Source organism: Actinoplanes sp. NPDC051470, assembly GCF_040682035.1.
Classification (GTDB): domain Bacteria; phylum Actinomycetota; class Actinomycetes; order Mycobacteriales; family Micromonosporaceae; genus Actinoplanes.
In genome coordinates, this window is sequence record NZ_JBFBAA010000028.1 from 98,931 (window position 1) to 125,157 (window position 26,227).

Below are 26,227 nucleotides of genomic sequence, written 5' to 3' on the forward strand. Positions count from 1 at the left end.
GGGATCATGACGACCTACGTTCTTGTCCCGGGGTTCTGGATCGGCGCCTGGTCCTGGCGCGACGTCGCCGCCGACCTGCGCGGACGCGGCCACGACGTGCACGCGCTCAGCCTGACCGGCCTGGGGGAGCGGGCCCATCTCGGCGGCGCCGGCCTCGAGACGCATGTGACCGACGTTCTCAACCTGATCGCGTACGAGGAACTCGACGACGTCGTGCTGGTCGGGCACAGCTACGCCGGGGCGGTGGTGACGCCGAGCGTGGCCGACCGCATCCCGGACCGGATCGCCAAGCTGGTGTTCGTCGACACCGGACCGTTGCCCGAGGGCATGGCGCAGGCCGACTTCGACGCCGGCGCGCCCGCACCCTCCGAAGACGTGCCACCGCCGCCCTGGGAACACGCGGTGAAGGTTCAGCACGAGCGTCTGACCAGGCTCTCCGTGCCGCAGCCGGTCGCCACGGCGACCACGCCGGTGCACTACACCGGAGCGTGGGAGAAGCTGCCCCGGATGTTCGTGATGTCCAGCTTCACCGCGGCCGACGTGCGGTCGATGTCGGGTTCGGTGCCGGCCTTCCAGCACATGGTCGGCGACTTCCGGGAACTGCCCGGCTCGCACTGGCCGATGATCGACCAGCCGGCCGCGCTGGCCGAGATCCTGCACGACGCAGCGTGACCGCGGGTGTTGCCCATACGCGCTCAGAGCAGGCGCCCTGCTCTGAGCGCGTATCGGCAACACCGCGTGATTCGGCCGTAAGGCGACTGCCCGGCGGGGCGCTGACCTGCCATCATCGGCCGTGATGGACCTGCTGGAGAGGGCCGCGCCGCTGGCCGCGCTGGACGATCTGCTGACCGCCAGCGCCACCGGCGGACACGTCGCGGTCATCTCCGGCGAGGCCGGCGCGGGCAAGTCGGCGCTGGCCGGCGCGTTCGCCGAGCGGTCGGGCGGGCGGGCCCGGGTCTACTGGGGCGCCTGCGATCCGCTGCTCACGCCGCGTGCGCTCGGCCCGCTGCACGACATCGCCCGGCAGGCCGGTGGCGCGCTGCGCGAGCTGGTCGCCGACCGGCCACGTGACCGGGTCTTCGACGCGCTGATCGACCTGCTCGACGTGCCACCGCGGGCGGCCCGTCCGGTGCTGATCGTCGAGGACGTGCACTGGGCCGACGAGGCCACGCTGGACATGGTCGCCTTCCTCGGGCGGCGGCTGTCGCGGTTCCGGGCGCTGCTCGTGCTCACCTACCGCGACGACGAGGTCGGCCCGGCCCATCAGTTGCGCGCCGTCCTGGCGGGTCTGCCGCGGCCGGCGCTGCGCCGGCTGTCGCTCAAGCCGTTGTCGGTCGCGGCGGTCGCCGACCTCGCGGAGCGTGCGGGTCGATCGCCCGCCCACGTGTACGAGGTGACGGGCGGGAACGCGCTGCTGGTGACCGAGGTCCTGGCCACCGACCAGCGGGTCCCGGCCACGGTGCGTGATCTGGTGCTGTCCCGGCTGGCGGCGTTGTCGGACGCCGGCCGTGAGGTCGCGGGGCTGGTGGCGGTACTGCCCACCCGGGCCGAGGCGGCGCTGCTCGGCGGCCGGGCCGAGGCGGTCGAGGAATGCCTGGCCGGTGGGGTGCTGACCGTGGCCGGGGATGGGGTCGCGTACCGGCACGAGCTGCTGCGGCGGGCGGTCGAGGAGGCGCTGTCGCCGGTGCGGCGTGCCGCCCTGCACGCCGAGGTGCTGGCCGCGCTGACCGGGCGGTCCGGGGTGGACCCGGCGCGGCTCGTGCACCACGCCCACCACGCCGGGGACGCGGTCGCGGTGCTGCGCTGGGCGCCGGTGGCGGCCGGGCGGGCGGCCGCGTTGGGCGCGTACCGGCAGGCGGCCGCCCACTACGCGACGGCGTTGCCGCTGGCCGGGGAGTTCGCCGTCGCCGGCCGCGCCGGGTTGCTGGAGGCGTACGGGCTGGCCGCGTACCACGGCGGGCTGACGGTGGACGCGCTGGCCGCGTACCGGGAAGCCCTCGCCCTGCGCGAATCCCTGGGTGACCGGCCGCGCATCGGTGACGACCTGCGCTGGGTCTCCCGGCTGACCTGGTGGCTGGGGCGGACCGGCGAGGCGATGACCGCGATCGGGAGCGCCGTCGAGGTGCTGGCCGGACTGCCCGACCGGCCCGGCCTGGCCGCGGCGCAGAGCCAGCGGGCCAGCCTGCTGATGCTCTCCGACCGGGACACCGAGGCGATCGAGCAGGGCACCCTGGCGCTGGAGCTGGCCCGCGAGACCGGGGACGTGACGACGGCGGCACATTCGCTGATCGCGATCGGGACCGCCCGGATGTACCGGAACTACCCCACCGGCCGGGACGAACTCGAGGAGGCCCACGCCTCGGCCCTGGCGATCGGCGCGGACGACCCGGCCGCCCGGGCCCTGGTCAACCTGGCCTGCATGGCGACCGACTGGCTCGATCTGGCGACCGCTTCGGAGACCCTGGACCGGGTGCTGTCCTTCACCCACGCCCGGGACCTCGACGGATACACCCGGCACCTGCTCGGCTATCAGGCCCGGCTGCACATGCTGCGCGGGGATTTCTCGACCGCCTGCGACCTGGCCGACCAGGCGATCGTCGGCACCGAGATGCCCGGCGGGGCGCTGGTGCTGTCGCTGGCCGTCCGCGGCGCCATCCGCAGCCGGCGCGGCCAGGAGGGCGCGCTCGACGACGTGCGGCTGGCGGCGGAACGCGGGCACGGCACCGGCGAGACGCAGTTCGTCGCGCCCGGGGCGATCGCGCTGGCCGAGCACCTGTGGCTGACCGGCGACGTGGACCGGGCGGCGGCCGAGGCCAAGCGCGGGCTCGAGGTGGTCGAGCCGGTCGGGCAGCCGTGGATGACCGGTGAGCTGGCGTTCTGGCTGTGGCGGTGCGGGCGGCTGAGCGAGGCGCCGGCCCTGGTGGCCACCCCGTACCGGCTGCTGATCCGCGGGGACTGGCGTGGCGCGGCCGAGGAGTGGGAGGCCCGCGGGTGCCCGTACGACCGGGCCGAGGCCCTGTCCCACGGTGACGCCGACGCCTGTGCTTTCGCCTTGCGCGTCTTCGACGGGCTCGGTGCGGTCGCGCGGGCCGACCGGTTGCGGCGTGACCTGCGGGACCGTGGTCTGCGCGTACCCCGGGGGCCTCGGGCTTCGACCTCGGCCGACCCCACCGGGCTGACCGCGCGGCAGCGGGAGGTCCTCGGCCTGATCGGCGAGGGTCTGAGCAACGCGCAGATCGCGGCCCGGCTGCACCTCTCGGCGAAGACCGTTGATCACCACGTGTCGGCGATCCTCACCAAGCTCGGCGTGCGGTCGCGGACGGCCGCAGTTCTCAAGATGGGGAGATCCACCCATGACTAGCGGGGGCCGCCCCTCCTAGCGTCGTCGGCATGACATCGACACTGGCCCTTGACGGGATCAAGGCGAAGCAGCAGAAGACCTGGGCGAGCGGCGACTACGGCGCCGTGGCGGCCCTCATCCATCCGATGGCCGAACTGCTCGTGCAGTCGGCCGACCTGTCCTACGGCGCCCGCGTCCTGGACGTGGCCGCCGGCACCGGCAACGCGTCCCTCGCCGCCGCCCGCTGCGGCTGCGACGTGCTGGCCACCGACTACGTGCCGGCGCTGCTCGACCGGGCCACTGATCGGGCGATGGCCGAGCGGCTGCCGCTGTCGATCCAGGAGGCGGATGCCGAGGCGCTGCCGTTCGGCGACGGCGAGTTCGACGCGGTGCTGTCCGTGGTCGGGGTGATGTTCGCGCCGCACCAGGAGGTCGCGGCGGCCGAGCTGGCCCGGGTCTGCCGTCCCGGCGGCACGGTCGCGCTGGCCAACTGGGCGCCCGACGGCTTCATCGGCGGGCTGTTCAAGACCATCGGCCGGCACGTGCCCCCGCCGCCCGGGATCAGCCCGCCGCCGCTGTGGGGTTCCCCCGACCGGCTGCGGGAACTGCTCGGCGGCTCCTTCGAGCTCACGATCACGCCGCGCGACTTCGTGTTCCGGTTCGCCTCGGCGGCCGGGTTCGCCGACTTCTTCAAGGAGCACTACGGCCCGACGCTGAAGGCGTTCGAGGCGCTCGGCGACAACGGCAAGGCGCTGTACGACGACATCGTCGCGCTGGCCGACTCGTCCAACGTGGCCACCGACGGCACGCTCAAGGTGCCCTCCCGCTACGTCGAGGTGGTCGGCATCCGCAGGTAGCGCAGCGGCGTGGGCCCGAGCGGCTCGGTCTGCCAGTCCTCGGCGAACGTGTTCGTCGCCGGGTCGAGGGTGAGCCGGAGCCGGTGCGGGCCCTCCACGAAGATCACGTCGACCCGGATCCGGCCGCCGTCCCACGCGTAGTACGGGATCACCGGGCCACTGGTGTCGCCCCACCCGGCGACCACCGGGCGGCCGTCGTCCAGGGTCAGCTCGGTCGGGGTGATCCGGACGGTGTGCACGCGGCGGGTGGCGCTCGCCCGGTCGTGCTCGAAGGTCGCCGTCGGCGGGGTGGCGAACGGCTCGGTCAGGTCGGGCCACTCGTCCCGTCGGGCGCCCGCGTCGACCGGGCCGGGCAGCTCGGGCCACTCGGCCGGCCAGGGACCGGCCGGGCCGTCGTCCGCCGTCAAAGCGGGCAGCAGATGGATCCAGAGCTGGTCCATCACCGCCTGCATGTCCGGGCTCTGGCCGGTGAGCGCGACCACCGCGTCCGCCTCGGGCAGCACGATCATGAGCTGGCCGAAGGCGCCGTCGCCCCGGTAGCCGTGGCGGCTGCGCCAGAACTGGAAGCCGTACCCCTGTGAGGAGTCGATGTTGCCCTGGTCGGTGAGCACGTGGGCGCGGGTGGCCTCGGCGACCCAGGTGGCCGGGAGCAGGTCACGGCCCTGATCCAGGTAGAGCTGGCCCAGCTCGGCGATCGACTCGGTGGTCACGTGCAGGCCGGAATAGCCCAGCTCACGGCCATTGCGGTCGACCCACCAGCCGTACGTGTCGATGCCCAGCGGTTGAAACAGCCGGGTGGCCAGGAAGTCGGTGAGCGTGCCGTCGGTGACCCGCCGGATGATCGCCGACAACGCGTTCGTACACGGCTGGTTGTAGGCGAAGACGCTGCCCGGCTCGTAGTCCGGCGGCAGCAGCAGCATGCCCAGCACCATGTCGCCGTCACCCTTGGCCAGCGCCTCGTCGATGGTCTCGCCGGCGTGCCCCGACGCCATCGCGGCCACGTCACGCACCCGGATCCGGCGGCTGCGCTCGTCGGTGACCAGGCCGTCCCACTCCGGGAAGTACGACAGCACGGTCGCGTCGACGTCGACCAGCCCCTCGGCCACCGCGAAGCCCAGCGCCGTCGAGGTGAAGCTCTTGGACAGCGAGTAGAGCAGATGGGGCCGGTCCGGCCCGTACGGGCGCCACCAGCGCTCCGCGACCACGTGACCGTTCTTGACCACCATCAGGCTGTGCGTCTCGACCTCGGGCAGCGGCTCCAGCGCGGCCAGGAACGCGTCGATGCCGCGGGCGTCAACACCCTGCTCGGCCGGGGAACTCCGAGGAAGACTCATCCCTGGTTTATATCCCGCGGGCCTTATCGTGGACAGACCATGGACGAGCTGAGGCGGCTCCGCGACGAGGCCGAGACCGAGGTACGCGAACTCGACCAGAGCCTGCGCGCCCTCTTCGAGGCGTCCCAGGACTCGAACGTCGACGACGAGCACGACCCCGAAGGCAGCACGATCGCGTACGAGCGGGCCCAGCTGACCGCCGTCCTCGCCGCGGCCCGCCGCCGCCTGCGCGACCTCGACGACGCGCTGTCCCGGGTCGGCGCCGGCAGCTACGGCGTCTGCGAGACCTGCGGCCAACCGATCCCGCCCGACCGCCTCGAGGCGCGCCCCCACGCCCGCACCTGCGTCGGCTGCGCGGCCTGACATGCTCCAGCAGATCGGCGCCCAGACCTACGCGTGGGTCCAGCCGGACGGGACCTGGTGGCTCAACAACGCCGGCGTCGTCGCCGGCGAGGACGCGGTGCTGGTCATCGACACCTGCGCCACGGCGGCGCGGACCCGGCGGTTCCTCGACGCGATCGCCGGCCTCGGCCCGGTCCGCTACGCGGTCAACACCCATCAACACGGCGATCACACGTACGGGAACAGCCTGCTCCCCGCCACCACGGTGATCATCGGCCACGAGCGGATGCGCGAGGGCCTGCGGACCGACCCGGTGATCGACGGGTGCCCGCCGTTCTGGACGCCGGTGCCAGACTGGGGCCCGGTCGCCCGGCGCCTCCCCGACGTGACCGTGGCCGGCGGCCTCACCCTGCACGCCGGCGGCCGGCGGGTCGAACTGCGCCATCCCGGCGGCCCCGCCCACACCACCGGCGACCTGATCGCCTGGCTCCCCGACGACGGCGTGCTGTTCGCCGGCGACCTGGTCTTCGCCGGCCTCACCCCGCTGGTCTTCATGGGCTCCGTGCCCGGCGCCCTGGCCGCCCTCGACTGGATCGCCGCCTTCGCGCCGTCGGTCCTGGTCCCCGGGCACGGTCCCGTGCTGCGCGGCGCCACGGACATCACCCGGGTCCTGGACGACCATCGGCGCTACTACGAGCTCGCCCTGTCGATCGGCCGCGCCGGCCTGGCCCGGGGCGTCTCCCCGCTGGAGGCGGCCCGCGGCGCCGACCTGGGCCCCTTCGCCTCCTGGCCGGACGCCGAGCGGATCGTCCTCAACCTGCACCGGGTTTACACGGACGAGAGCGACCATGACTTCGACCTGGCCGGCGCCCTGACCGACGCGACCACGTGGCTGGGCGGCCCGATGCACACCGCGGTGAACGAGTGACGTTCCGCCTGGCGGCCTACGCCGTGTGCGTGGAGGGTGAGCGGGTGCTGCTGACCCGCTGCGCAACCCACTGGACGCTGCCCGGTGGCCAGGTCGAGCCGGCCGAAGACCCGTTCGACGCGGTGATCCGCGAACTGGCCGAGGAAACCGGCTGCGACGGCGCGGTCGAACGCCTGCTCGGCGTCGACTCCCGGGTGATACCGGCGATTGAGGCCCTGCGCGGCGTCGAACACCAGAACGTCGGCATTTACTACCAGATCCGCATCACCGGCGGCACCCTGCGCCCGGAGCCCAACGGCGCCACCACCGAGCCGGCCTGGATCTTGCTCACTGAGGTGGCCGGCCTGCGCCGGTCTTCCCTCGTTGACGTCGGCCTCTCCCTGGCCCGGACCCTGCCGCCGACCGGCCACGTTTCGTCGGTTCCGGTCGGTGGCCTGATCCAGCACTGAACCATGCTCCGACGGAGCTGCCGGGCGAACGTCGCTGCCCGCTCTCGCGCCCTTTTCTCGTGCTGGTCGTCGGGCAGGGCTGGGTTGCCAGGCGCCCGGGCTGCCCGCTCACCCTCCCTGCCGCCGCTCACTGTCGCTGCCCGGGCAACGGTGGTGGGGTCCTGACGGCCGCGATTCCGTGCTGGCCCACCGCTGTTCGTGGCGGTGGTAGGTCCGGACGGTGTTTGGGGTCGCGATGCCGTTCTGACCTACCACTGTCCGGGAGACTGTCTGAGTCGGCGAGCTGTTGGCCGTTTCTGCCGACCCGGGTGCTTTTGGCGCGTAGCGCCGGAGGGTGACCGCTTACGCAGAATGAAGGTCGCGCGGCTCTGGTTTGGACGCGCCAGCGGCCAGGAGCCGCGTGACCGGCCCCGGCGGGAGCGACGGTTTGTACGCCCCACCCGGCTACGACATCAAGCTCTTGATCTTGGTCGTCGAAGTGGGGCTATGCATTAGTGTGCCTCACACGGTATAGTGTTCATCATGACAATGGACGCGACGCTGGCGGGGCATCTGCAGGAGCTGCGGCGGGGGACCGTTGTCGTGGCGAGCCTGACCGTGCTGCGGGCGCCCGGTTACGGCTACTCGCTGCTCGAGACGCTGAGCCGGGCGGGGTTCGAGGTCGAGGCCAACACGCTCTACCCGCTGCTGCGGCGGCTCGAGACGCAGGGCCTGCTGACCAGCTCGTGGAACACCGACGAGGCGCGGCCGCGCAAGTTCTACACGACCACCGAGCAGGGTGAGGCGCTGGCGTCGGCGCTGCGTGACGAATGGGCGCGGCTCGACCGTGCCATCAACGACCTGGACAAGCACGCCGGCACGGGGAGGAAGTCATGACCACGCTCATCGACCGCTACGTTTTCACGGTGCTGCGCCGGGTGCCCGAGCGGCAGCGCCCCGACATCGACCGTGAGCTGCGCGCCAGCATCGCCGACGCCGTCGAGGCCCGGGTCGAGGCCGGCGAGACGGCCGACGCCGCCACCGAGGCCACGCTGCGCGAACTGGGCGACCCCGACCGGCTGGCCGACGGGTACGCCGACCGGCCGCAATACCTGATCGGGCCCGAGCTGTTCCCGGTCTGGCGGCGCCTGATCACCCTGTTCTTCGCCACCGTGCTGCCGATCGTCGTCGTGGTCTCGGTCGTCGTGCAGGTGCTCGACGACGCCACCTTCGGCGACGTCATCGGCACAGCCGTCAGCGCCGCGATCACCACCGCCGCCCACCTGGCCTTCTGGACCACCGGCGTGTTCGCCCTCCTCGAGCGCACCGGCGTCGACAAGCTGCCGCTCAAGACCGGGTGGACGCTCGACGACCTGCCCAAGTACGAGCCCGGCTTCCTGACCAGTGGCCAGCTCGCGGCCAACCTGGTCTGGCCGGTGCTGCTGATCGTCGGCCTGGTGCTCCAGCCGTTCGCGTTCACCGAGGTGCCGGTCCTCGACCCGGCCGGCTGGTCGTTCTGGTGGCCGTACCTGATCGTGATCCTGCTCCTGGAATGCGTCTACGCCCTCTGGCTCTTCCGGCGCGGCGCCTGGACGCACACCGTCACAGCGGTCAACGCGCTGCTGGCGCTGCTGTCCGCCGGCCCGCTGATCTGGCTGCTGGCGTCCGAGCGCTTCTTCAACCCGGAGTTCATCACGCGGCTCGACTCATCCAGCCCGAACCCCCTGAACTGGCTGACCTGGACAGTCATCGCGTCGGTCGCGTTCACCGCCATCTTCGACGTGGTCGACACCGCCATCAAGGCCGAGCGGGCGCGCCGAGGCCTGGCCAAGCAGATCCCCGGCACCGCCCCCGTCCACATGTGAGCCGTTTCCCATCCAGATCAAGAGCTTGATGTCGTAGCTGGGTGGGTGGTGCTGACCGCAGCTCCCGCCGAGGCCGGGTGCGCGACTCCAAGGCCGTGACCGGCCAGAACGGAGCCGCGCACCCTTCATTCTGCGTGAGGGGTCACCCTCCGAAACCCCTTGTTCTGAGCGCCGCCCCGAACGTCGTCAGGGCCACCACTGCCACGTGCGGTGGTAGGACAGCACGGCATCGCGGCGCCGGAGACCCTCCGGCCTCCTGGGCCCGCGCTGCCCACTCACCCCCATTGCCGCCACTCACCCCAGCTCTCCCCCTGATCAGCGCGCGGGCGGACACCGAGCCCGAGTGCGGGTGCCGACGGCTGGGGTGGGGCACCGACGCGAAGGCCGGCCGCGACCAGGGCGGGCGCCGGCGTGGTCCGGGCGGCGCGGATGGCCGGGCCTTCACCCTTGGGAGCTGTCTAAAGGTGGGACCAGACCTGTTCGGCGACGCCGGTCTGGGGGCTTCGTTGCCCAGGGCGGCGGGGCGGTCGGTCAGGTGCGGGGCCAGGCCGCCGATCGCGACGAGGGCACGCTTGTCCTGCGGCTGGCCATCCTGATGATCGCGGCCTCGCTCGTGGCGGTCGCCGCGCTGACCCGGAGCAGCACGGGAACGACAATCGCCGTGCTCGTCTGGGGTGCCGCCTTCGGTGCCGTGCCCACGCTCCTGAACACCGCGGCCCTGCGGTCGAGCGCGATCCCCGACGTGGGACCGGCCGTGGTCAACGCGACCGTCAACATCGGCATCGCCTCCGGCGCCTGGGTGGGCGGCTGGACCCTGCAGTCGGGTGCCGCTCCGACCGCGATCGTGGCCGCGACGCTGGTCGCCGTGTCCTTGCTGCTGACCACGATCCGGCGCTGAGCCGGCGTTCGAAAACCGGTGGCGCGACGCCGGTCCGCGCGGTTAGCGTCCGGGCGAACCGAGTCGCCGGGTGAGAGGCCTGCCGTTGTACGTCGTGTGAGAACCCCCGAGCTGTTCTGACGCGCGTCGCGCTCTGAGCGCCGCGTTACTTCCTGCTGCGGACTTTCTCACTGGAATCGGTGTACCTCTGTGCTCAAGATCTGGGCCGTCGTGCCCACCCGTCTGCCTCTCGTCCGGCGCCGCTGCCATGTGTGTGCGGCCGAGCGTTTCCGGGCGAGCGGCAAGTTCCGGGTCAACGCCAACCACAAGCTGCTCGACGCCTGGCTTCTCGTGCTCTGCGAGGGTTGCGGAGTCACGGCGAAGCTGGCCGTGCTGGAGCGGGTGAACGTCCGCTCCATCCCACCTGAAGTGCTGGACAAGCTGCATCACAACGATCGGGGACTGATTGCGGAGCTGCTGCAGGAACGCTTCGCCCTGGACTGGGACGGCGCCTGGCGGCTCGACACCGGCGGACCGGATCATCCGGACGGTGAGGGGATCGAGGTGTCGGTGCGGTTCGAGGCGCGGATCCCGATCCGGCCGGTGCGGTTGATCGCCGCCGGGTGCGGGCTCTCCCGGGCCGAGGTGGAGCGGCTGATCGACGACGGGAAACTCGTCTCGGCGGTACGGCTCAGGAGCCGGCTCTCGGACGACTTCACCTTCACCCTCAAGCGCGAGGCTTCCTGAAAGCGGGAGGCTTCCTGAAAGCGGGAGGCTTCCTGAAAGCGGGAGGCTTCCTGAAAGCGTGAGCTTCCGGAAAGCGCTCCGATAAACCGCGGCCCGTCGAACCCGGGCGGGCCGCGGTTTATCGAGCGACACCCCGGGGTTCGATCGCTTACCGTGATCGGCATGCAGCAGATCAACGAGCGGCTGATGAACTGGGCGAGCCTGCTCGAGGACGAGACCCTCAAGCAGGCCGAGAAGGCCTCGCGCCTGCCGTTCATCCACCCGCACATCGCCCTGATGCCGGATGCTCACCTGGGCAAGGGTGCGACGGTCGGCTCGGTGATCCCGACCCTGGGCGCGATCATCCCGGCGGCCGTCGGCGTCGACATCGGCTGCGGCATGGCGGCGGTGCGGACGCAGTTCGGGCGGGAGGATCTGCGGCCCGATCTGGCCACGCTGCGTAACGCCATCGAGCGGGAGGTTCCGCTGTCGGCGGGCAGCTACAACACCAAGCTGACCGCGTCGGCCAACGAGCGGACCGAGCGGCTCACCGCCGAGGCCGAGAAGGCCGGCTTCGATCCGGCCAGGTACGCGGGCAACTGGAAGCTGCAGCTGGGCACGCTCGGGTCGGGCAACCACTTCATCGAGGTGTCGGTGGACGAGAAGGGCGCCGTCTGGCTGTTCCTGCACTCGGGTTCGCGGGGCGTCGGCAACAAGATCGCCCAGCATCACATCAAGGTCGCGCAGGAGGCGATGAAGCGCTGGTGGATCGACCTGCCCGACCCCGACCTGGCCTACCTGGCCGAGGGCACCGACGAGTTCTGGGCGTACATCCGTCAGCTGCGGTGGGCGCAGAACTTCGCGCTGGCCAACCGCGACGAGATGATGGACCGGGTGATCGGCTGCCTGGCCGACTTCATGGGCGAGCCGGTCCGTGAGCTCGAGCGGGTGCAGTGCCACCACAACTACACCGAGCAGGAGAAGCATTTCGGCAAGACGGTGTGGCTGTCGCGCAAGGGCGCGATCAACGCGGCGAAGGGTACGCCGGGCCTGATCCCGGGCTCGATGGGCGACGCGTCCTACGTGGTGGTCGGCAAGGGCAACCCGGTGTCACTGAACTCGTCGCCGCACGGCGCCGGCCGGTCGTACTCGCGCTCGAAGGCTCGTAAGACCTTCACCCGCGAGCAGCTGCGCGAGGCGATGAAGGGGATCGAGTACCGGGACACGGACGCGTTCCTGGACGAGATCCCGCAGGCCTACAAGCCGATCGACGTCGTCATGCAGGACGCGGACGACCTGGTGGAGGTGCGGCACACCCTCCGCCAGATCGTCAACGTCAAGGGCGACTGAGTCAGGACGCGAGCCGCAGCGTGTCGCGGATGCTGCGATACGCCGGCTTGCGTTCGTAGTCGACGGTGAGCGGAGTGGCCTCTCCCTCGCCGTCGAACACGCCCGGGACCCAGTTGTAACGGTCGGTGAAACCCCACAGGGTGTACGAGACGCAGCGTGACGCGAGCAGGCAGGCCTGCAGGAGCGTGGTGAAGCCCTGCGCCTGGGCCTGGACCTCGGCGCTGTCGGCGGGCAGCGGGATGCGGACGTCGACCTCGGTGAAGGCGGTGTCCAGCCCGAGCCGTTCGAAGCGGCGCAGGTTCTCCAGGGTGGTCTGCGGCACGCCGTACTGGGTCGCCAGGTGGCCCTGCACGCCGTACCCCTGAACCGGAACGCCCTGAGCCTTGAGCTGCTGTACCAGGGCGTAGTAGGCGTCGCTCTTCGGGCTGAGACCCTCGTTGTTGTAGTCGTTCAGGTAGAGCTTGGCGGCCGGGTCGGCGCGGTGCGCCCAGCGGAAGGCGTCGGCCACGAAGGACGGCCCGAGGGTGCGGTACCAGATGGTGTCGCGCCAGGTGCCGTCGTCGTTGAAGATTTCGTTGACCACGTCCCAGTGCCACACCTGACCCTTGAAGTGGGTCACGGTCTCGGTGATGTGCTCGCGCAGGATCTGGCGCAGCTCGGCGGCGGAGAAGTCGCCCTCGGTCAGCCACGCCGGGTTCTGGCTGTGCCACACCAGCACGTGGCCGCGCAGCTTCTGATTGTGCTGGCGGGCGAACCGGACCAGCCGGTCGGCCGGCTCGTAGTTGTGCGTCCCGCGGGTGGGTTCGAGCGCCTCCCACTTCATCACGTTCTCGGCGGTCACCGTGGAGAACTCGGCCGCCACCAGGTCGCGGTACCGGGGGTCGGAGTCGAGGGCGGACATGTCCACCGCGGTGCCGATCTTGATTCCGGCGCCGTGGGCCGCGGCCCGCAGCGTGTCCGGGGCGGCGGCCTGGGCCGCGGTGGTGGGCAGGAGCAACAGCAACAGGGTCGCGACAGCGAGCGTACGTCTCATGGGGATCCTCCTGAAACTTCCGCGAGAATGCCGGAAACATAGGCCGCCTGCTCAGTACGGTCAAGAGGGTGATGTTGATCAATACACGCTCCTTGACTGGGCTACGGGCCCGCCTTACGTTACGAGGATCTGTCCGAACGATTGCCGAAAGTTTCGCTGATGGCTACGCGTCGCGCACTGCTGGCCGGAACCGCCGCCACGGGGTTCGTCCCGCTGGCGAATCCCTCGAGGACCGAGAAGACCGAAAAGACCGCGAACAGCGCCAATACCTGGGTCGCCACCTGGGCCGCTCCACCCACCACCATCCCGCCGGGCGAGCCGCGCGTGCTCCAGGATCAGACCGTGCGGCACGTCGCGCACGCCAGCATCGGCGGCGACCAGGTGCGTGTGCGCGTCACCAACGAGTTCGGGGAGACGCCGCTGCGGATCGGCGAGGTCCGCGTGGGGTTGCGCTCCGGCGACGGCGCGAGTACGGACGTAGCCCGCGGAACCGGCCGCCGGGTGACGTTCTCCGGCCGGGGAGCCGTCACGCTGCCGGCCGGCACGCCCGCGGTCAGCGACCCGGTCGACCTGGTCGTCCCGGCCGGCGCCGACCTGGTGGTCAGCCTCTACCTGCCCGAGCGGACCCCGGTCACCACGCTGTTCGCGTTCTCCTACCAGGACAACGTGATCGCCGCCGGCGACGTCACCGGCGCCGCGTCGGTGACGCCGGCCGAGACGATCGGGCAGGTGCTCTTCCTCAGCGGGGTCGCCGTGCGTACCCGGGGATCGTCGATCGTGACCCTCGGCGACTCGATCACCAACGGCGCGATCACGCGGACCAACGCCAACCACCGGTGGCCCGACCTGTTCGCCGCCCGGCTGCGCGCCGCCGGGCGACCGTACGGCGTGGCCAACGTCGGCATCGCCGGCAACCGGCTGCTGCACGACCCCAATCCGCCGGCCGGCGGTCCGGCCGAGGCGTACGCGGCGTACTTCGGGCAGTCGGCCCTGCGCCGCTTCGACCGCGACGTGCTCGCCCAGCCCGGCGCCGCGCATCTGATCGCCCTGCTCGGCGTGAACGATCTCGGCCACCCGGGCACCTCGGCGCCACCGTCCGAAGTGGTCAGCGCCGACGATCTGATCGGCGGGCACCGGCAGCTGATCGCGCGCGCCCACAGCGCGGGCATCCGGGCCTACGGCGCGACGATCCTGCCGTTCCGCGGTGACGGGCTGGGCTTCTGGTCGGCCGCGAACGAGCGTAAGCGGGCCGCGGTGAACCGGTGGATCCGCACCTCGGGGGAGTACGACGGGGTGATCGACTTCGACGCGGCGGTGCGTGATCCGGCCGATCCGCTGCGGCTGCGGCCGGTGTACAACAGCGGTGACGGCCTTCATCCGAACGACGCCGGCATGGCCGCGATGGCCGCGGCGATCCCGCTCGGCCCGTACCGGTAGCCCCCAGAAGTTGTCATGATGCAAACGTGACCGTTCGGTTTTCGCGGCTGGCCGAAAGGTTGAGTTCGGGCAGGTCAGTGGGGGTGATTGGTGGGCGATTTGTGACTGAATGACGTCTCTTCCCTACCGTCCGCAGGCGTGGCGGACTTGCGATGTGCAAATTGCAGATCCATGTTGGCTGAGTCAGTGGTGACTATTGGGGGGCCGGCATGCGAGTCGCTTTGGGTACGAGACTGCGTACCGGCGACGTGTGCACTCAGAGCGGCGTGTGGCGCGTCATCAAGGTCACGACGTCGAGCACGCCGATGCAGAAGGGTCAGGCGATGCCCGCGCACGCCGGCCGCAGCGTGGTCTGGGAACTCGTTCAGGCGTACTGACGTTTCACGCCGCTCCCGCCGGGAATGCGGCGAAGATGTCTACTGACCAGTCGAACGAGCCGCAGCAGCAACCGCCGGGCACTCTCGGGGCGATGAACCGCAAGCCGGACCACGGCGAGGACAGCTACCGCGGGTCGGGCCGGCTGGCGGGCAAGCGGACCGTGATCACCGGCGCGGACAGCGGCATCGGGCGCGCGGCGGCGATCGCGTTCGCCCGGGAAGGCGCCGACGTGGTCATCGCGTACCTGAACGAGGACGACGACGCCCGCGAGACCGCCAAGCTGGTCGAGGCCGCCGGGCGCAAGGCCGTGCTGGCCGGCGGCGACCTGGCCGATCCGGAACAGTGCCGGTCGCTGGTCGAGACGGCGGTGACCGAACTCGGCGGGATCGACGTGCTGGTCAACAACGCCGCCTACCAGATGACCCGGGAAAGCGTCGAAGAGATCACCGAGGACGAGTGGGAGCACACCTTCGACGTCAACATCCACGCGATGTTCCGGCTGGTCAAGGCGGCCATGCCCCATCTCGGCGAGGGCGCGTCGATCATCAACACCAGCTCGGTCAACTTCGATCAACCCAAACCCACGCTGCTGCCGTACGCCACCACGAAGGGCGCGATCGCCAACTTCACCGCCGGGCTCGCGCAGCTGCTGGGCGACCGTGGCATCCGGGTGAACGCGGTCGCGCCCGGCCCGATCTGGACGCCGCTGATCCCGTCGACGATGCCGCCGGAGCAGGTCGCCGAGTTCGGTAAGAACACGCCGCTCGGGCGGGCCGGCGAGCCGAAGGAGTGCGCGCCGGTCTACGTGCTGCTCGCCTCGGACGAGGCCAGTTACATCTCCGGCGCCGTCGTCCCGGTCACCGGGGGCAAGCCGATCCTCTAGATTCTCGGCATGCGTACGGTGACCCGACGGCTCGCGTTGTGGCGGGCGGACCTCTCCGACGGCGTGTGCGCCGTGCCCGAGGAACTGCGCGACCGCTCCGAGATGACCGTGGTCCTCGAGCACCGGTGGCGAGGCGTCAGCCCGATCCGGGCCTCGTTCCCCGCCGAGCTCCGGGAGGACGTCGAGTGGCAGCTCACCGGGCTCGAGTGGCCGGACGACATGCGGCCGGGCGTGCTGGTGACGGTCACCTGGCCGGTGGGGAAGGACCAGGTGGCGGTGCGGACCACGCCGCTGGACGAGCCGGTGCGGGTGGATGGTCTCGACTACTTCCATGAGTACGACGCCAAGGTGGTCACCCGGGAGTTCGATTCCGGCACCTCCAACCGGGGCAAGGTGCTGCACGCCGTCCGTCGTTCCGGCCGGGTCTTCGAGGACGGCAGCGCCGCCCTGCCCGTCTCCGCCGTGGCCAAGGAGGCCGGGCTGGGCCGGGGCCGGCGCGGCACGTTCCTGCTGGACAACGCGCTCGAGCAGCTGACCCGGGAGGGCTACCTGACCCGGGTCACCGGAAGTGTCGACTCGTCCGGCTATCCCTCGTACCCGGCGGTGGCCGGGCAGAAGACCGCGGAGATGCTGTTCTACGCGCCGATGGTCGAGCCGGTGCCGGCCGAGGGCGACGACCGGGCCGAGCACTGGGTGAACGGTTTCGTACGCAAGCTGCCGCCGGGGGCGCACGCGTCGGAGAAGCAGGCGACGCTGCACGGCGAGCCGCTGGAGCCCGGCTACACCTACGTGAAGCGGCACCACCGGTCCTAGTCGTGACGCAGCTCACATCTTCCCGAGAACCATCGCGCGCTCTCGATCGTCTTGCCTGATGTGAGAGGAAGCCTGGACGAAGCCGAGCTGGTCCGCCGCACCGCGGCGGGCGACCGGCAGGCGTTCGACGAGTTCTACCGGCGCACGTCGCCGTGGCTCGCCGTGCGTCTTCGCCGGCGGTGCGCCGACGAAGACGTGGTCGCCGACGTGCTCCAGGAGACCTACCTGGCGGTGTGGCGGGCGGCCGGCAGTTTCGCCGGGCAGGCGGCCGAGGGCAGCGCCGTGGGGTGGCTGTGGTCCATCGCGGCCAACCGGCTGATCGACGCGTTCCGCCGGCGCGCCCGGCAGGCGCAGGTCCCGCCGGTGCCGATGACCGAGACGACCGCGCCCGCCGCCGAGGACGAGGTGCTGGCCGGCCGGGTCGGTCACGAGATGGAGCGGGCGCTGCTCGAGCTGCCGCCCGAGCTGCGTGAGGTGCTGCGGGCCATGGTCCTCGACGGGCTGTCGGTGCGTGACACCGCGCTGCTGCTCAACGTCCCGGAAGGCACGGTCAAGACCCGCGCCCGCCGGGCCCGGATCGCGATGCGGGAGGCGCTGTCATGACCCAGCACCCCGAGCCGGCGGTGATCGCCCGCTACGCCGAGGGCGACACCGCGATCGACGAGGCCACGCTCTGGTCGGTCGAGGTCCACCTGGAGAGTTGCCCGGAGTGCCGGGCACGGGTGGCGGGCGGTGCGCCCGCCGGCACCCAGACCCTGCTCGACCGGGTGGCCGCCGGGGTCGACCGTGAGATCGCGACCGGCCCGCCGCCGGTCCGTCGGCCCCACAGCTGGTCGGCCGTGCGCCGGCGCTGGGTGGTGTGGTCGCTGCTGCCCTGGCTGTCGATGACGGCCGGGCTGCTGCTCACCGCGCTGACTCTCGAGTCGGCTCTGCCCGCCCTTCCGTCGCTGGTGCTCCTGGTCGCGCCGGTGGCGCCGCTGCCCGCGGTGGCGGCGTCCTGGAGCCGGCGGCGCGACCCGGCGTGGGAACTGGTCGCCGGAACCCCGGCCGCGGGGCTGTCCATGCTGTTGCGGCGGACGCTCGGCGTGCTGGCTCTGGTCGTTCCGCTGCTCGCCCTGGTGGGTCTCCGGGCCGGGACGTCGCTGGCGCTCACGCTGGTGCCGTGCCTGGCCTTCACCGCCGCCACGATGGCGCTGGGCGCCCTCGTCGGTGTCCGCCGGGCCGCGATCGGGCTGGCCGGGGCCTGGGTGCTCGCCGTGCTCACCCCCAGCCTGATCACCGAAGACCTGCCGGTCCTGCTGCGCCCGTCCAGCCTCGGCGTCTGGGTGCTCGTCACCGTCGCCACGGCGGGTTTCGCCCTCACTCGCGCCGACAGTTTCCGGCGCCTGTCCAGCACCGACTGAATCACTGGAGGATCGATGATGCGCGCGGTGAGTGCGGCCGAGACGGCCCCGACCGGGTACGCCTGGGCTGTCCACGCCGAGGAGCTCCGGGTACGCGCCGGGCGGCACCTCGCCGTCGACGGGCTCGACCTGGCCCTGGGCACGGGCGTGCACGGGCTCCTCGGCCCGAACGGCGCCGGCAAGACCACGCTGATGCGGGCGCTGGCCACCGTGGTGAAACCGGCCGGCGGGCGGCTGACGCTGCTCGGCCAGGCCGCCGACGGCCACACCGACCTGCGCCGGGTGCGCCGGGGGATCGGCTACCTGCCCCAGCAGTTCGGGTTCTACCCGCGCTTCACGGTGCGTGAGTTCATCGAATACATGGCCTGGCTCAAAGAGATGCCGAAAGCCGCGATACCCGGGGCGGTGCAACGAGCCATCGACCGGGTCGGGCTGTCGGGCAAGGCGAACGCGCGGATGAAGACATTGTCCGGTGGCATGCAGCGCCGGGCCGGCATCGCCCAGGCGATCGTGAACGACCCCGAGGTCCTGCTGCTCGACGAGCCGACCGTCGGCCTCGACCCGGAACAGCGGCTCGACTTCCGTGAGCTGATCCGCGACCTGGGGGTGAACAGCTGCGTGCTGGTCTCCACCCATCTGGTCGAAGACGTGGCGGTGGCGTGCAGCGACGTGGTCCTGATCAACGAGGGGCGGCTGGTCTTCCAGGGCACGCCCGACGAACTGGTGGCCTACGGCGACCACGGCGGGGCCGGGGACAGCCCGGCCGAGCGTGGCTACTCGTCCCTGCTGCGCCGGCACCGTGGGGAGGTCGCCCGATGAGCCGCATCCTGCGTATCGAACTGCGCCGCTCGTTCGGGATCGCCACCATCGTCATGGTGGTGGTGGTCGGCGCGATCATGCTGTACGCGGCGCCCCAGCGCTGGTCGTCGAGCTGGATGGAACTGATGATGGTCCAGCGCGAATATCTCGTGCTGCTGTGGCCGCTCGCGATCAGCGCCGGGGCCTACCAGGCCCGCCGCGAGCACCGGTCCAAGGTCGACGAGCTGTTCGCCAGCACGGCCCGGCCGCGCTTCCAGCGGGTCGTGCCGACGCTCGGCGCCGTGGGCATCTCGGTCGTGGCCGGCTACCTGCTGATGATCGCGGTCGCCGCGCCGTGGATCTGGGACACCGCCCGCTACCTGCCGGCGGCCGCCTTCGCGGTGGCCGCGGTCGGCGTGCTGTCGGTCATCGCGGCCGCCTGGCTCGGCATGGCGGTCGGCCGGCTGCTGCCGTCGCCGGTGACCGCGCCGCTGCTCGGCGTCGGCGCGCTGGCCTACCTGGCCTTCCTGCCGTTCGCGCTGGAGGAGTGGCTCGGCGCGCTGATCTCGCCGATGGCCGACATGGGTTCGTTCCACGACTTCCAGACGATCTCCGGCCGGGTCAGCGCCGGACAGGCCGTCTTCCTGGCCGGGCTCGCGGTGGCCGCGGTCGTGCTGCTGGCGGCCGGGAGCCCGCGGGCCCGCCTGACCGCGCTGCTGCCCGCGTTGCTCGGGCTCGGTCTGGGCGTGGTGGTCATGCCGCACGGCGACGACTACGTCTATCCCGCCACCGACCGGGTCGCCCAGGAGCTGGTGTGCGCCCCGGACCTGCCGCGGGTGTGCGTGAGCCGGGTGCACGAGGGGCTGCTGCCCGAGGTCGTGCCGAAGGCTCGTCAGGCGCTCGCGCTGCTGGCCAAGGTCCCCGGCGCGCCGACCGCGGCCGAGGAGAAGACGGTCACGTACTTCGAGAAGGACGCCCCGCGACCGACGCACGGGCCCGAGATCGTGACGATCCCGATCACCGTCGACCGCGAGGGTCATCTCGCCTGGCCCGGCCTGGTGGTGCCCCGGATGCTCGACGCGGCCGGCGCCGACGGGCTCGGCTGCGAGCACGGCGGCGCCCCGGACGAGGTCGCGCGGGCGGCCGGGTCGTGGCTGTCCGGGGTCGAGCCGGTGGCCGAGCCCGAGGAGTCGCCGGAGACCAACCAGGAAGCCATCGCGCTCTGGAACGACCTGCGGAAGCTGCCGGAACGGGAGGCCCTGGCCCGGGTGACGGCCCTGCGCGAGGCCGTGGTCACCTGCAAGCAGACGATCACGCTCGGCCCGGTGAAGGCGCCGTGAGGTTCCTGACGCTGTACCTGCGGTCGCGGCGAGTGCCTCTGGCGCTGGTCGTGGCCGCGGGCGGCACCGCCCTGATGTGGGGGATCTGGCAGCTCGCCTCCGACGACCGCGACGCCAACTCGACGGTCGTCATCCTGACCGTGCTGATCGCGGCCGCCTGCTTCGCCCACACGCTGAACGGGCCCGACGACGAACTCGAGCGCACCGCCGCCGTCCGGTGGCCCCGGCGCCGGGCCACCCATCTGATCCTCGCGCTGGGCGTGACCGTGGCCCTCGTGCTGGCCACGCTGGCCACGGGCGCCCGGTTCGGCCCGCCGCTCTTCGTGCTCCGCGACGCGGCCGGTGTGCTCGGGCTGATCGCCCTGGGCGCGGCGCTCGTCGGCCCGGCCCGATCGTGGTTCCTGCCGCTGATCTGGACCCTGGGCGTGGCCATCTTCCCGCAGCCGTCCCCGCTGCCGGCCGTCGTGGCCACCTGGCAGCACCAGCCGCCCGGCAGCCGCCCGGCCGCCATCACCGCGGCGGTGCTCGCCCTGGCCGGCCTGATCGCCTTCACGGCCTACGGCCCGGCCCGCCGCGCCGCCGCCACCCAGGCCTGAACGCCATGGCTGGGTAAGCCCGGGCCGCCGCCCGGCGGTTCAGGATGGCGGCGGCCAGGCCCACGAGGGCGACGAACACGTAGAGCACGCGCTCCATGGGGTCAGCGGAGCGCCGGGAGGACCTTGGCGCCGAAGGTCTCGATGAACGGGCGCAGGTCCTGGCCCACGTGGTGCAGGTAGAGGCGGTCGAAGCCCAGGTCGATGTAGTTGCGCAGCCAGGCCGTGTGCTGTTCCAGGTCGGCCGAGATGTTGACGACCTTCGCGACCTGGTCGACGGTGACCTGGTCGGCGACGATGTCGAACTCCTCGGCGGTGGCCAGGTCCCAGCAGATGGGCGGCGGGAAGATGTTGCCGCGCCACTGGTCGTGGGCGATCGACTCGGCCTCCTGCTGGGTCGGCGCCCAGCTCAGGTGCACCTGCAGGCAGACCGGGCCCCGGCCGCCGGCGTCGCGGTAGGCGGCGATCATCTCGCGCAGGTGGTCGTCGGGGGCGTTGACCGTGACCAGGCCGTCGGCCCACTCGGCGCACCAGCGGGCGGTGGCCGTGCTGACCGCGGCGCCGATCAACGGCGGCGCCTCGGCCGGTCTGGTCCAGAGGCGGGCCCGGTCGACCTTGACCAGGCCGTCGCGGGACACCTCCTCGCCGTTCAGCAGGTCACGGATCACGTCGACGCTCTCGCGCAGGCGGGCGTTGCGGACCTCCTTGCGCGGCCACGCCTCGCCGGTGATGTGCTCGTTGCTGTACTCGCCGGTGCCCAGGGCGGCCCAGAAGCGGCCCGGATACATGCTGGCCAGGGTGCCGATGGCCTGGGCGATGATCGCGGGGTGGTAGCGCTGGCCGGGTGCGTTCACCACGCCGAAGGACAGGTTGGTGGCCTGGAGCGCGGCGCCCAGCCACGACCAGGCGAACGCCGACTCGCCCTGGCGTTCACTCCAGGGCGAGAAGTGGTCGGAGCACATGGCCGCGTCGAAACCGGCGCGTTCCGCGGCTATCACCGCCTCGAGCAGGTCGCCGGGTGGAATCTGTTCATGGGAGCAGTGCAGGCCGAACTCGGTCATGCCCCCTCATACCCCGGTCGAGGGGCAGGCCTAACCTGGGCGCCAGATCGAGTGCCCGGGCCCGGGGGCGGCGGGCCCGGGCCCAGGAGGCGGCGGGCCCAGGAGGCGGCGGGCCAGAGGCGGCGGGGCCGGGCCCAAGGGGGCGGCGGGCCCGGGGGCGGGCCCGGAGCGGTCAGATCGGGTGCTGGTTCTCGAGGCGGTTGCGCAGTTCCCGGCCGTACGGGCGCAGCTCGAGGTTGATCTGTTCGGTCTCGGCCTCGTCCAGGGTGACGCGCGGGTACTCCCGGGGCTGGCGGGAGAGCCAGTCGTGGCGGCGGCCGGGCGCCGGGTGGCTGGCCAGCAGGGACGCCTCCGTGCGGTGGGAGAGCTGGCGGAGTTTCGCGGCGGTGGGCAGCTCCCGTGCGCGGACGGTGGCGAGCATGCGCCGCCAGTGCGAGCCGGGGTCGTCGGCCGGGACGTGATGTTGCACGTACGTGGTCAGCCCGGGCAGCAGGGCCAGGGTGTCGGTCAGGTCGAGAGCCGCGGTGGTGCCGGCGGCCCGCACGGCCATGCCGTCGGCGCGCAGCTCGGCGCGGCGGGAGTCGCGGGCGTCCACGGCGGTGACCGCGAGATGGGTCGCGTACCGGAGCAGCGAGATCGAACCGGCAACCAGCTGCCAGCCAGCAACACGGCCGAGATCGCCACCAGCACCCGGAACCCGTGCGGCCGCCCGGCCTCGAGGTCGCCCGACCGCACCAGGGCGCGGTCGGCCCGGAAGCCGGCCTCGCCGTCCCAGCGCAGCATGCGGCGCAGTACCCAGCCGACGTTCTCGGCGACGGGCATCCGGGCGAGGTTCCACTCGCACCCGCCACACCACGGTTCCGCGAATTCCGCTGTGGACAGTGGTGTGGCGCAGTGCGGGCAGTGGTGAGGCTGGTCGATCACGGGCGGGACTGCAGCGGCTCTCCACAGTCGCCGATGCCCGCACCCAGCACCTGGTTGGCGGCCCCGAAGTCGGCCACCGCCGCGTTGCTCCCGGTGCAGGTCAGTGTGCCGGTGACGCGGGAGCCGGCCAGGATCGGCCCGTAGGCGCCGGCCAGCCGGGAGTAGCGCTCATTGGCCGTCACCTGGGTGTTGTCGCGCAGGGTCAGCGCGCCCTTGAAGGTGCTGCCGGCGATCGTCACGTCCCGGGTGGTGCCGGTGAGCCGGGTCGCGCCGACCACCGTGGCGCCGAAGATCTGCACGGCCCGCGCCCCGGCGGCGTTGACCGCGCCGGTGATGCGGCTGTCCCGGACGACCAGGGAGGCGCCGGGCTTGACGGTCACCGCGCCGCGGACCGTGGCGCCGGTGAGGCAGGTGACGCCGGTGGCCACCACGACCGTCGGCTGCCGGCCGGTCAGCGTGGTGGTGCAGGCGGGGGAGGCGCCGGGGAGCACGGTCGCCCGGTACGAGCCGGCCGGGCCGACGTTGCCGGCCGGGTCGATCGCCCGGTGCTCGACGGTGTGCGTGCCGAAGCCGGGAACGAACCCGCCCGACGGGTGGTCGTCCGGCAGCTCCTGCTCGAACGCCGCCTTGGACAGGCCGCCGGTGCCGAGGTTGCCGTAGGTCAGCGCCTTGACCACGGTGCCGGAGTGGCTGAAGTGGAACGGTGACGCGGGCATCGGCCGCTCGGGGAAGCCGAAGTAGTTGAACCAGCCGTCGCCGTCCAGCCGGAACTGGCTCACCACGTACCGTCCGGCCTGGTCGTCGGCCGGCTCGAGCCACATGTCCCAGCCGTCGAAATACACCGGATGCTCGACCGCGCCGCGGAGCGTGGTCAGCGGCGCCGACAGCCGGCGCGGGGCGGTCGGCATGGTGTTGTCGATCGTCCAGGACACGCTGTCGGTGACGCCCCGGTCGGTGACGGTCGCGGTGAGCGTGTGGTTGCCCGTCGAGAGGCGCTTCCCGCCCAGGTCGAGGGTACGGCGGTTGGCCGGGTTGGCCACCGGACGGCCGTCGAGCGCCCACGACACCCGGACGATCCGGTCGGCCGGGTGGTTGGTCTCCACGAACACGACCTCGTCCCGGGCCACCGGCTGGGCCGTCTGGGTCGACGCGGTGATCTCGGCGGCCGGTTGGGAACGGGTCGCGCTCTCCGCGCTGAGGACGAAGGAGCGCTTCTGCACGAACCGAGGCCCGTTGAAGCCCGAGTCGGCGGCGGCGTTGTTGGTCGACGGGTTACGGACCCAGTCCGTCCCGTCCGGGCCGACCGGGTCGCGTACCTCCACCTCGACGGCCGTGCCGACCGGCAGGTCGAGGGCCGCGAGGTCGAGGTTCTGGTCGGCGCCGATCACCCGGTCGCCGGCCCGCCAGGTGAAGGACAGCCCATGGTCGCGCGGCCGGCCCGCCTCGGCCCAGAGCACACCGTCGCGGGGTACTGATTCAGCCGGGGTGCTGCGGACCACCATCTGCCCGGCGTTCCGCAGGCCGGTGATCCGGGCGACCATGTTCTCCCGCCCGATCTGGTCCCAGTCGAAGCCGAGCCAGCGCATCATCGAGTGCTCGCTGGGGCGGCGTTGCCCGCACGGGTAGGTCCCGCCGCCCTCGTGCAGCCCGATCCGCCCGCCGGACAGGCTCTCCTCGCCCAGCCAGCGGAACCACTTGTGCCGGTCGGCGATCATCTTCTGCTGGTCGGTGTAGACGGTGTGGTGGAAGCTGCTCGGCTCGGCGCCGGTGTAGCAGGGCCGCACGACGTCCCGGGAGCTGTACGGGTACTCGTCGGCCAGGGTGCCCAGCGAGTGCCCGATCTCGTGCAGGGAGATCAGCGGGCCCTGCGGCGAGCCGCCCGAGGTGGTCGCGCTGGTGCCGCCGATCCCGCCGTACGTGAAGGAGTTGAAGATCGCGAGGCTCTGCAGGTTCTGCGCGCCGCGGGGGATGCCCAGGGCCGGCGTGACGTAGGTGTCCAGGATCCGGTTGAGGGCCTGGTTGCCGGTCTCGCACGGGGCCGGGCCGGGGTGGGTCTGACAGCCGACCGGCGCGTCGCCGTAGACCACGCCGCGGGCGAGCGGGTCGGCGCACCCGTTCTGGAAGATCATCCGAAGCGCGGTGTCCTTGGCGTCGATCGGGCCCTCGCGCTCGCCGGTGTCCCGGATCGTGCCGTCCGGGCTGCGCACCCGGCCGTCCGGGTCGCAGCGCACGCCGTAGTCGATCGAGGCGAGCTCCACCGCGTACACGTTGATGTAGTCCCGATAGCTGCGGAACGGCTCGGTCGCCCACATGACGGCCAGGTTCCGGTCGACGTCGGCCCGGAACAGGGACTGCTGGTCGGCCTGGTAGCCGTCGCCGAGGATGACCAGGTTGAGGCGCTCGGCGGCCGGGCCGGTCACCTGGATCGGCGTGACCTTGGGGTCGGGGAGGGGGTCGGCCGCGGCGTACGCGATCGACGGCGTGGCCAGCAGGCCCAGGGTGACGAACGCGGCGAGCAGGAGTCTTCTCACGACCGCAGACGCTTCCACAGTGCCCGGACCGCGGTCTTCCGGCGAATGTCGGAAATCGGGGTGCCCGCGCACTTCACCGGTAGGTCATCGGGCCGGATCCCGCGCCGCGCTCACGACCTGATCGCCTTGATCACCTCGTCCGGCGCCTCCTCGGCCATGAAGTGGCCACAGGTCACCAGCCGGTGGTCCAGCCGCGGGGCCCACGGACGCCAGACGGCCGTCGCGTCGTAGCCGAGCTGCGCGCCCCAGTCCTGCTGGAGCACGGTGACCGGCATGGTCAGGGTGCGCCCGGCGGCCCGGTCGGCGGCGTCGTCCTCGATGTCGGTGGTCGCCGAGGCCCGGTAGTCGGCCACGATCGACGGCACCGCCGCCGAGGAGGCGGCCAGGTACTCGGCCCGGACGTCGGCCGGGAACGGGCTCTTGGCCCAGACGTCCAGGAAGTGACCGAAGAAGGCGTCCGGGGCCGCGCCGATCATCGTCTCGGGCAGGCCGGGCGGCTGGGCCATGAGGAAGAGATGAAAACCGATCGCCGCGCGTACGCCGTGCAGGACGTCCCACATGTCCAGGGTCGGGACGATGTCGAGCAGGGTCAGGCGGGTGATCGCCGCCGGGTGGTCCAGGCCGGCCCGGAAGGCGACCAGGGCGCCGCGGTCGTGGCCGGCCAGCTCGAACCGATCGTGACCCAGGGCCCGTGCCAGGGTGATGATGTCGGCCGCCATGCGCCGCTTCGAATACCCCTCGGCCGGCTTGTCGCTGGCGCCGTATCCGCGCAGGTCAGGGCAGATCACGGTGTGATCGGCGGCCAGGTCGGCGGCCACCTTCCGCCACATCAGGTGGGTCTGCGGGAAGCCGTGCAGCAGCACGATCGGCGGGCCGTCGCCGCCGACCGCCACATTGAGGGCCACGTCGCCGTCGACGGGAACGCGCTGGTAGTCGAAGCCGGGAATCTGCATGCGGCCCAGCCTGCCGCGGCCCGATCAGCAGAT

Annotated in this window: 27 protein-coding genes; 20 read left to right on the forward strand and 7 right to left on the reverse strand. The window is 72.0% G+C overall.

Annotated features, from left to right (window positions below; translation table 11 throughout):
* The first annotated feature begins 6 nt into the window (after positions 1–6).
* The 3 genes from AB0M54_RS36440 to AB0M54_RS36450 all read left to right on the forward strand — a co-directional run bounded on the left by AB0M54_RS36440 (position 7) and on the right by AB0M54_RS36450 (position 4,197).
* Positions 7–672, forward strand: coding sequence for an alpha/beta hydrolase (locus tag AB0M54_RS36440; RefSeq protein ID WP_364321331.1), 666 nt, complete (start codon positions 7–9; stop codon positions 670–672).
* Positions 673–796: 124 nt separating this feature from the next.
* Complete coding sequence (locus AB0M54_RS36445) at positions 797–3,361, forward strand: AAA family ATPase (protein ID WP_364476397.1); 2,565 nt, start codon at positions 797–799, stop codon at positions 3,359–3,361.
* A 29-nt stretch (positions 3,362–3,390) separates the two neighbouring features.
* Positions 3,391–4,197, forward strand: a complete 807-nt coding sequence (locus AB0M54_RS36450) for a class I SAM-dependent methyltransferase (protein WP_364476399.1) — start codon at positions 3,391–3,393, stop codon at positions 4,195–4,197.
* Here AB0M54_RS36450 and AB0M54_RS36455 read toward each other — a convergent pair.
* Positions 4,167–5,531: a serine hydrolase gene (locus AB0M54_RS36455; RefSeq protein WP_364476401.1), complete on the reverse strand. Its 1,365-nt coding sequence runs from the start codon at positions 5,529–5,531 to the stop codon at positions 4,167–4,169. The genes AB0M54_RS36450 and AB0M54_RS36455 overlap by 31 nt on opposite strands.
* Before the next feature lie 39 nt (positions 5,532–5,570).
* On the opposite strand from AB0M54_RS36455, the gene AB0M54_RS36460 reads away from it, so the two are divergent.
* From AB0M54_RS36460 to AB0M54_RS36495, 8 genes are all read left to right on the forward strand, one after another.
* Entirely contained in the window at positions 5,571–5,894 is a 324-nt protein-coding gene (locus tag AB0M54_RS36460; protein ID WP_364332830.1) for a TraR/DksA C4-type zinc finger protein, read from the forward strand.
* A 1-nt stretch (position 5,895) separates the two neighbouring features.
* Entirely contained in the window at positions 5,896–6,801 is a 906-nt protein-coding gene (locus AB0M54_RS36465; protein WP_364476402.1) for an MBL fold metallo-hydrolase, read from the forward strand.
* A complete protein-coding gene (locus AB0M54_RS36470; RefSeq protein WP_364476404.1) occupies positions 6,798–7,250 on the forward strand; it encodes an NUDIX domain-containing protein in 453 nt (150 codons plus the stop codon). Before AB0M54_RS36465 ends, AB0M54_RS36470 begins: the two co-directional genes overlap by 4 nt.
* Before the next feature lie 522 nt (positions 7,251–7,772).
* On the forward strand, positions 7,773–8,126 hold the full coding sequence (locus AB0M54_RS36475) for a PadR family transcriptional regulator (RefSeq protein WP_364476406.1): 354 nt from the start codon (positions 7,773–7,775) through the stop codon (positions 8,124–8,126).
* Positions 8,123–9,094: a permease prefix domain 1-containing protein gene (locus tag AB0M54_RS36480; protein ID WP_364476408.1), complete on the forward strand. Its 972-nt coding sequence runs from the start codon at positions 8,123–8,125 to the stop codon at positions 9,092–9,094. Before AB0M54_RS36475 ends, AB0M54_RS36480 begins: the two co-directional genes overlap by 4 nt.
* 535 nt (positions 9,095–9,629) lie before the next feature.
* Positions 9,630–9,992: a hypothetical protein gene (locus tag AB0M54_RS36485; RefSeq protein ID WP_364476410.1), complete on the forward strand. Its 363-nt coding sequence runs from the start codon at positions 9,630–9,632 to the stop codon at positions 9,990–9,992.
* Between the two features lie 189 nt (positions 9,993–10,181).
* Positions 10,182–10,718, forward strand: coding sequence for a DUF1062 domain-containing protein (locus AB0M54_RS36490; RefSeq protein WP_364332812.1), 537 nt, complete (start codon positions 10,182–10,184; stop codon positions 10,716–10,718).
* Between the two features lie 162 nt (positions 10,719–10,880).
* Complete coding sequence (locus tag AB0M54_RS36495) at positions 10,881–12,047, forward strand: RtcB family protein (RefSeq protein WP_364476412.1); 1,167 nt, start codon at positions 10,881–10,883, stop codon at positions 12,045–12,047.
* A gap of 1 nt (position 12,048) precedes the next feature.
* On the opposite strand, the gene AB0M54_RS36500 is transcribed toward AB0M54_RS36495, so the two are convergent.
* Positions 12,049–13,080, reverse strand: coding sequence for an endo-1,4-beta-xylanase (locus AB0M54_RS36500; RefSeq protein WP_364332806.1), 1,032 nt, complete (start codon positions 13,078–13,080; stop codon positions 12,049–12,051).
* 159 nt (positions 13,081–13,239) lie between these two features.
* Between AB0M54_RS36500 and AB0M54_RS36505 the strand changes: the two genes are divergently transcribed.
* The 9 genes from AB0M54_RS36505 to AB0M54_RS36545 all read left to right on the forward strand — a co-directional run bounded on the left by AB0M54_RS36505 (position 13,240) and on the right by AB0M54_RS36545 (position 20,728).
* Positions 13,240–14,517: an SGNH/GDSL hydrolase family protein gene (locus AB0M54_RS36505; protein WP_364476414.1), complete on the forward strand. Its 1,278-nt coding sequence runs from the start codon at positions 13,240–13,242 to the stop codon at positions 14,515–14,517.
* 209 nt (positions 14,518–14,726) lie between these two features.
* Positions 14,727–14,894, forward strand: coding sequence for a hypothetical protein (locus tag AB0M54_RS36510; RefSeq protein ID WP_364332802.1), 168 nt, complete (start codon positions 14,727–14,729; stop codon positions 14,892–14,894).
* Between the two features lie 35 nt (positions 14,895–14,929).
* Positions 14,930–15,778: a glucose 1-dehydrogenase gene (locus AB0M54_RS36515; protein WP_364476416.1), complete on the forward strand. Its 849-nt coding sequence runs from the start codon at positions 14,930–14,932 to the stop codon at positions 15,776–15,778.
* A 9-nt stretch (positions 15,779–15,787) separates the two neighbouring features.
* Positions 15,788–16,591, forward strand: a complete 804-nt coding sequence (locus tag AB0M54_RS36520; protein ID WP_364332797.1) for a hypothetical protein — start codon at positions 15,788–15,790, stop codon at positions 16,589–16,591.
* 60 nt (positions 16,592–16,651) lie between these two features.
* On the forward strand, positions 16,652–17,194 hold the full coding sequence (locus tag AB0M54_RS36525; protein WP_364332794.1) for an RNA polymerase sigma factor: 543 nt from the start codon (positions 16,652–16,654) through the stop codon (positions 17,192–17,194).
* Entirely contained in the window at positions 17,191–17,994 is an 804-nt protein-coding gene (locus AB0M54_RS36530; protein ID WP_364332792.1) for a hypothetical protein, read from the forward strand. The genes AB0M54_RS36525 and AB0M54_RS36530 overlap by 4 nt, the downstream gene beginning before the upstream one ends.
* Before the next feature lie 18 nt (positions 17,995–18,012).
* Positions 18,013–18,813: an ATP-binding cassette domain-containing protein gene (locus AB0M54_RS36535; RefSeq protein WP_364332789.1), complete on the forward strand. Its 801-nt coding sequence runs from the start codon at positions 18,013–18,015 to the stop codon at positions 18,811–18,813.
* Complete coding sequence (locus AB0M54_RS36540) at positions 18,810–20,132, forward strand: hypothetical protein (protein WP_364476418.1); 1,323 nt, start codon at positions 18,810–18,812, stop codon at positions 20,130–20,132. Before AB0M54_RS36535 ends, AB0M54_RS36540 begins: the two co-directional genes overlap by 4 nt.
* Entirely contained in the window at positions 20,129–20,728 is a 600-nt protein-coding gene (locus tag AB0M54_RS36545) for a hypothetical protein (protein ID WP_364476420.1), read from the forward strand. The genes AB0M54_RS36540 and AB0M54_RS36545 overlap by 4 nt, the downstream gene beginning before the upstream one ends.
* Before the next feature lie 101 nt (positions 20,729–20,829).
* On the opposite strand, the gene AB0M54_RS36550 is transcribed toward AB0M54_RS36545, so the two are convergent.
* The 5 genes from AB0M54_RS36550 to AB0M54_RS36570 all read right to left on the reverse strand — a co-directional run bounded on the left by AB0M54_RS36550 (position 20,830) and on the right by AB0M54_RS36570 (position 26,194).
* Positions 20,830–21,786: a TIGR03885 family FMN-dependent LLM class oxidoreductase gene (locus tag AB0M54_RS36550; RefSeq protein ID WP_364476422.1), complete on the reverse strand. Its 957-nt coding sequence runs from the start codon at positions 21,784–21,786 to the stop codon at positions 20,830–20,832.
* 172 nt (positions 21,787–21,958) lie between these two features.
* A complete protein-coding gene (locus AB0M54_RS36555; RefSeq protein WP_364476424.1) occupies positions 21,959–22,381 on the reverse strand; it encodes a hypothetical protein in 423 nt (140 codons plus the stop codon).
* Positions 22,294–22,710: a hypothetical protein gene (locus AB0M54_RS36560; protein ID WP_364476426.1), complete on the reverse strand. Its 417-nt coding sequence runs from the start codon at positions 22,708–22,710 to the stop codon at positions 22,294–22,296. Before AB0M54_RS36560 ends, AB0M54_RS36555 begins: the two co-directional genes overlap by 88 nt.
* Positions 22,707–25,241, reverse strand: a complete 2,535-nt coding sequence (locus AB0M54_RS36565; protein WP_364476428.1) for a M64 family metallopeptidase — start codon at positions 25,239–25,241, stop codon at positions 22,707–22,709. Before AB0M54_RS36565 ends, AB0M54_RS36560 begins: the two co-directional genes overlap by 4 nt.
* 110 nt (positions 25,242–25,351) lie before the next feature.
* Positions 25,352–26,194 (reverse strand): alpha/beta hydrolase, encoded by an 843-nt coding sequence (locus tag AB0M54_RS36570; protein WP_364476430.1) that lies wholly within the window; start codon positions 26,192–26,194, stop codon positions 25,352–25,354.
* Between the last annotated feature and the right edge of the window lie 33 nt (positions 26,195–26,227).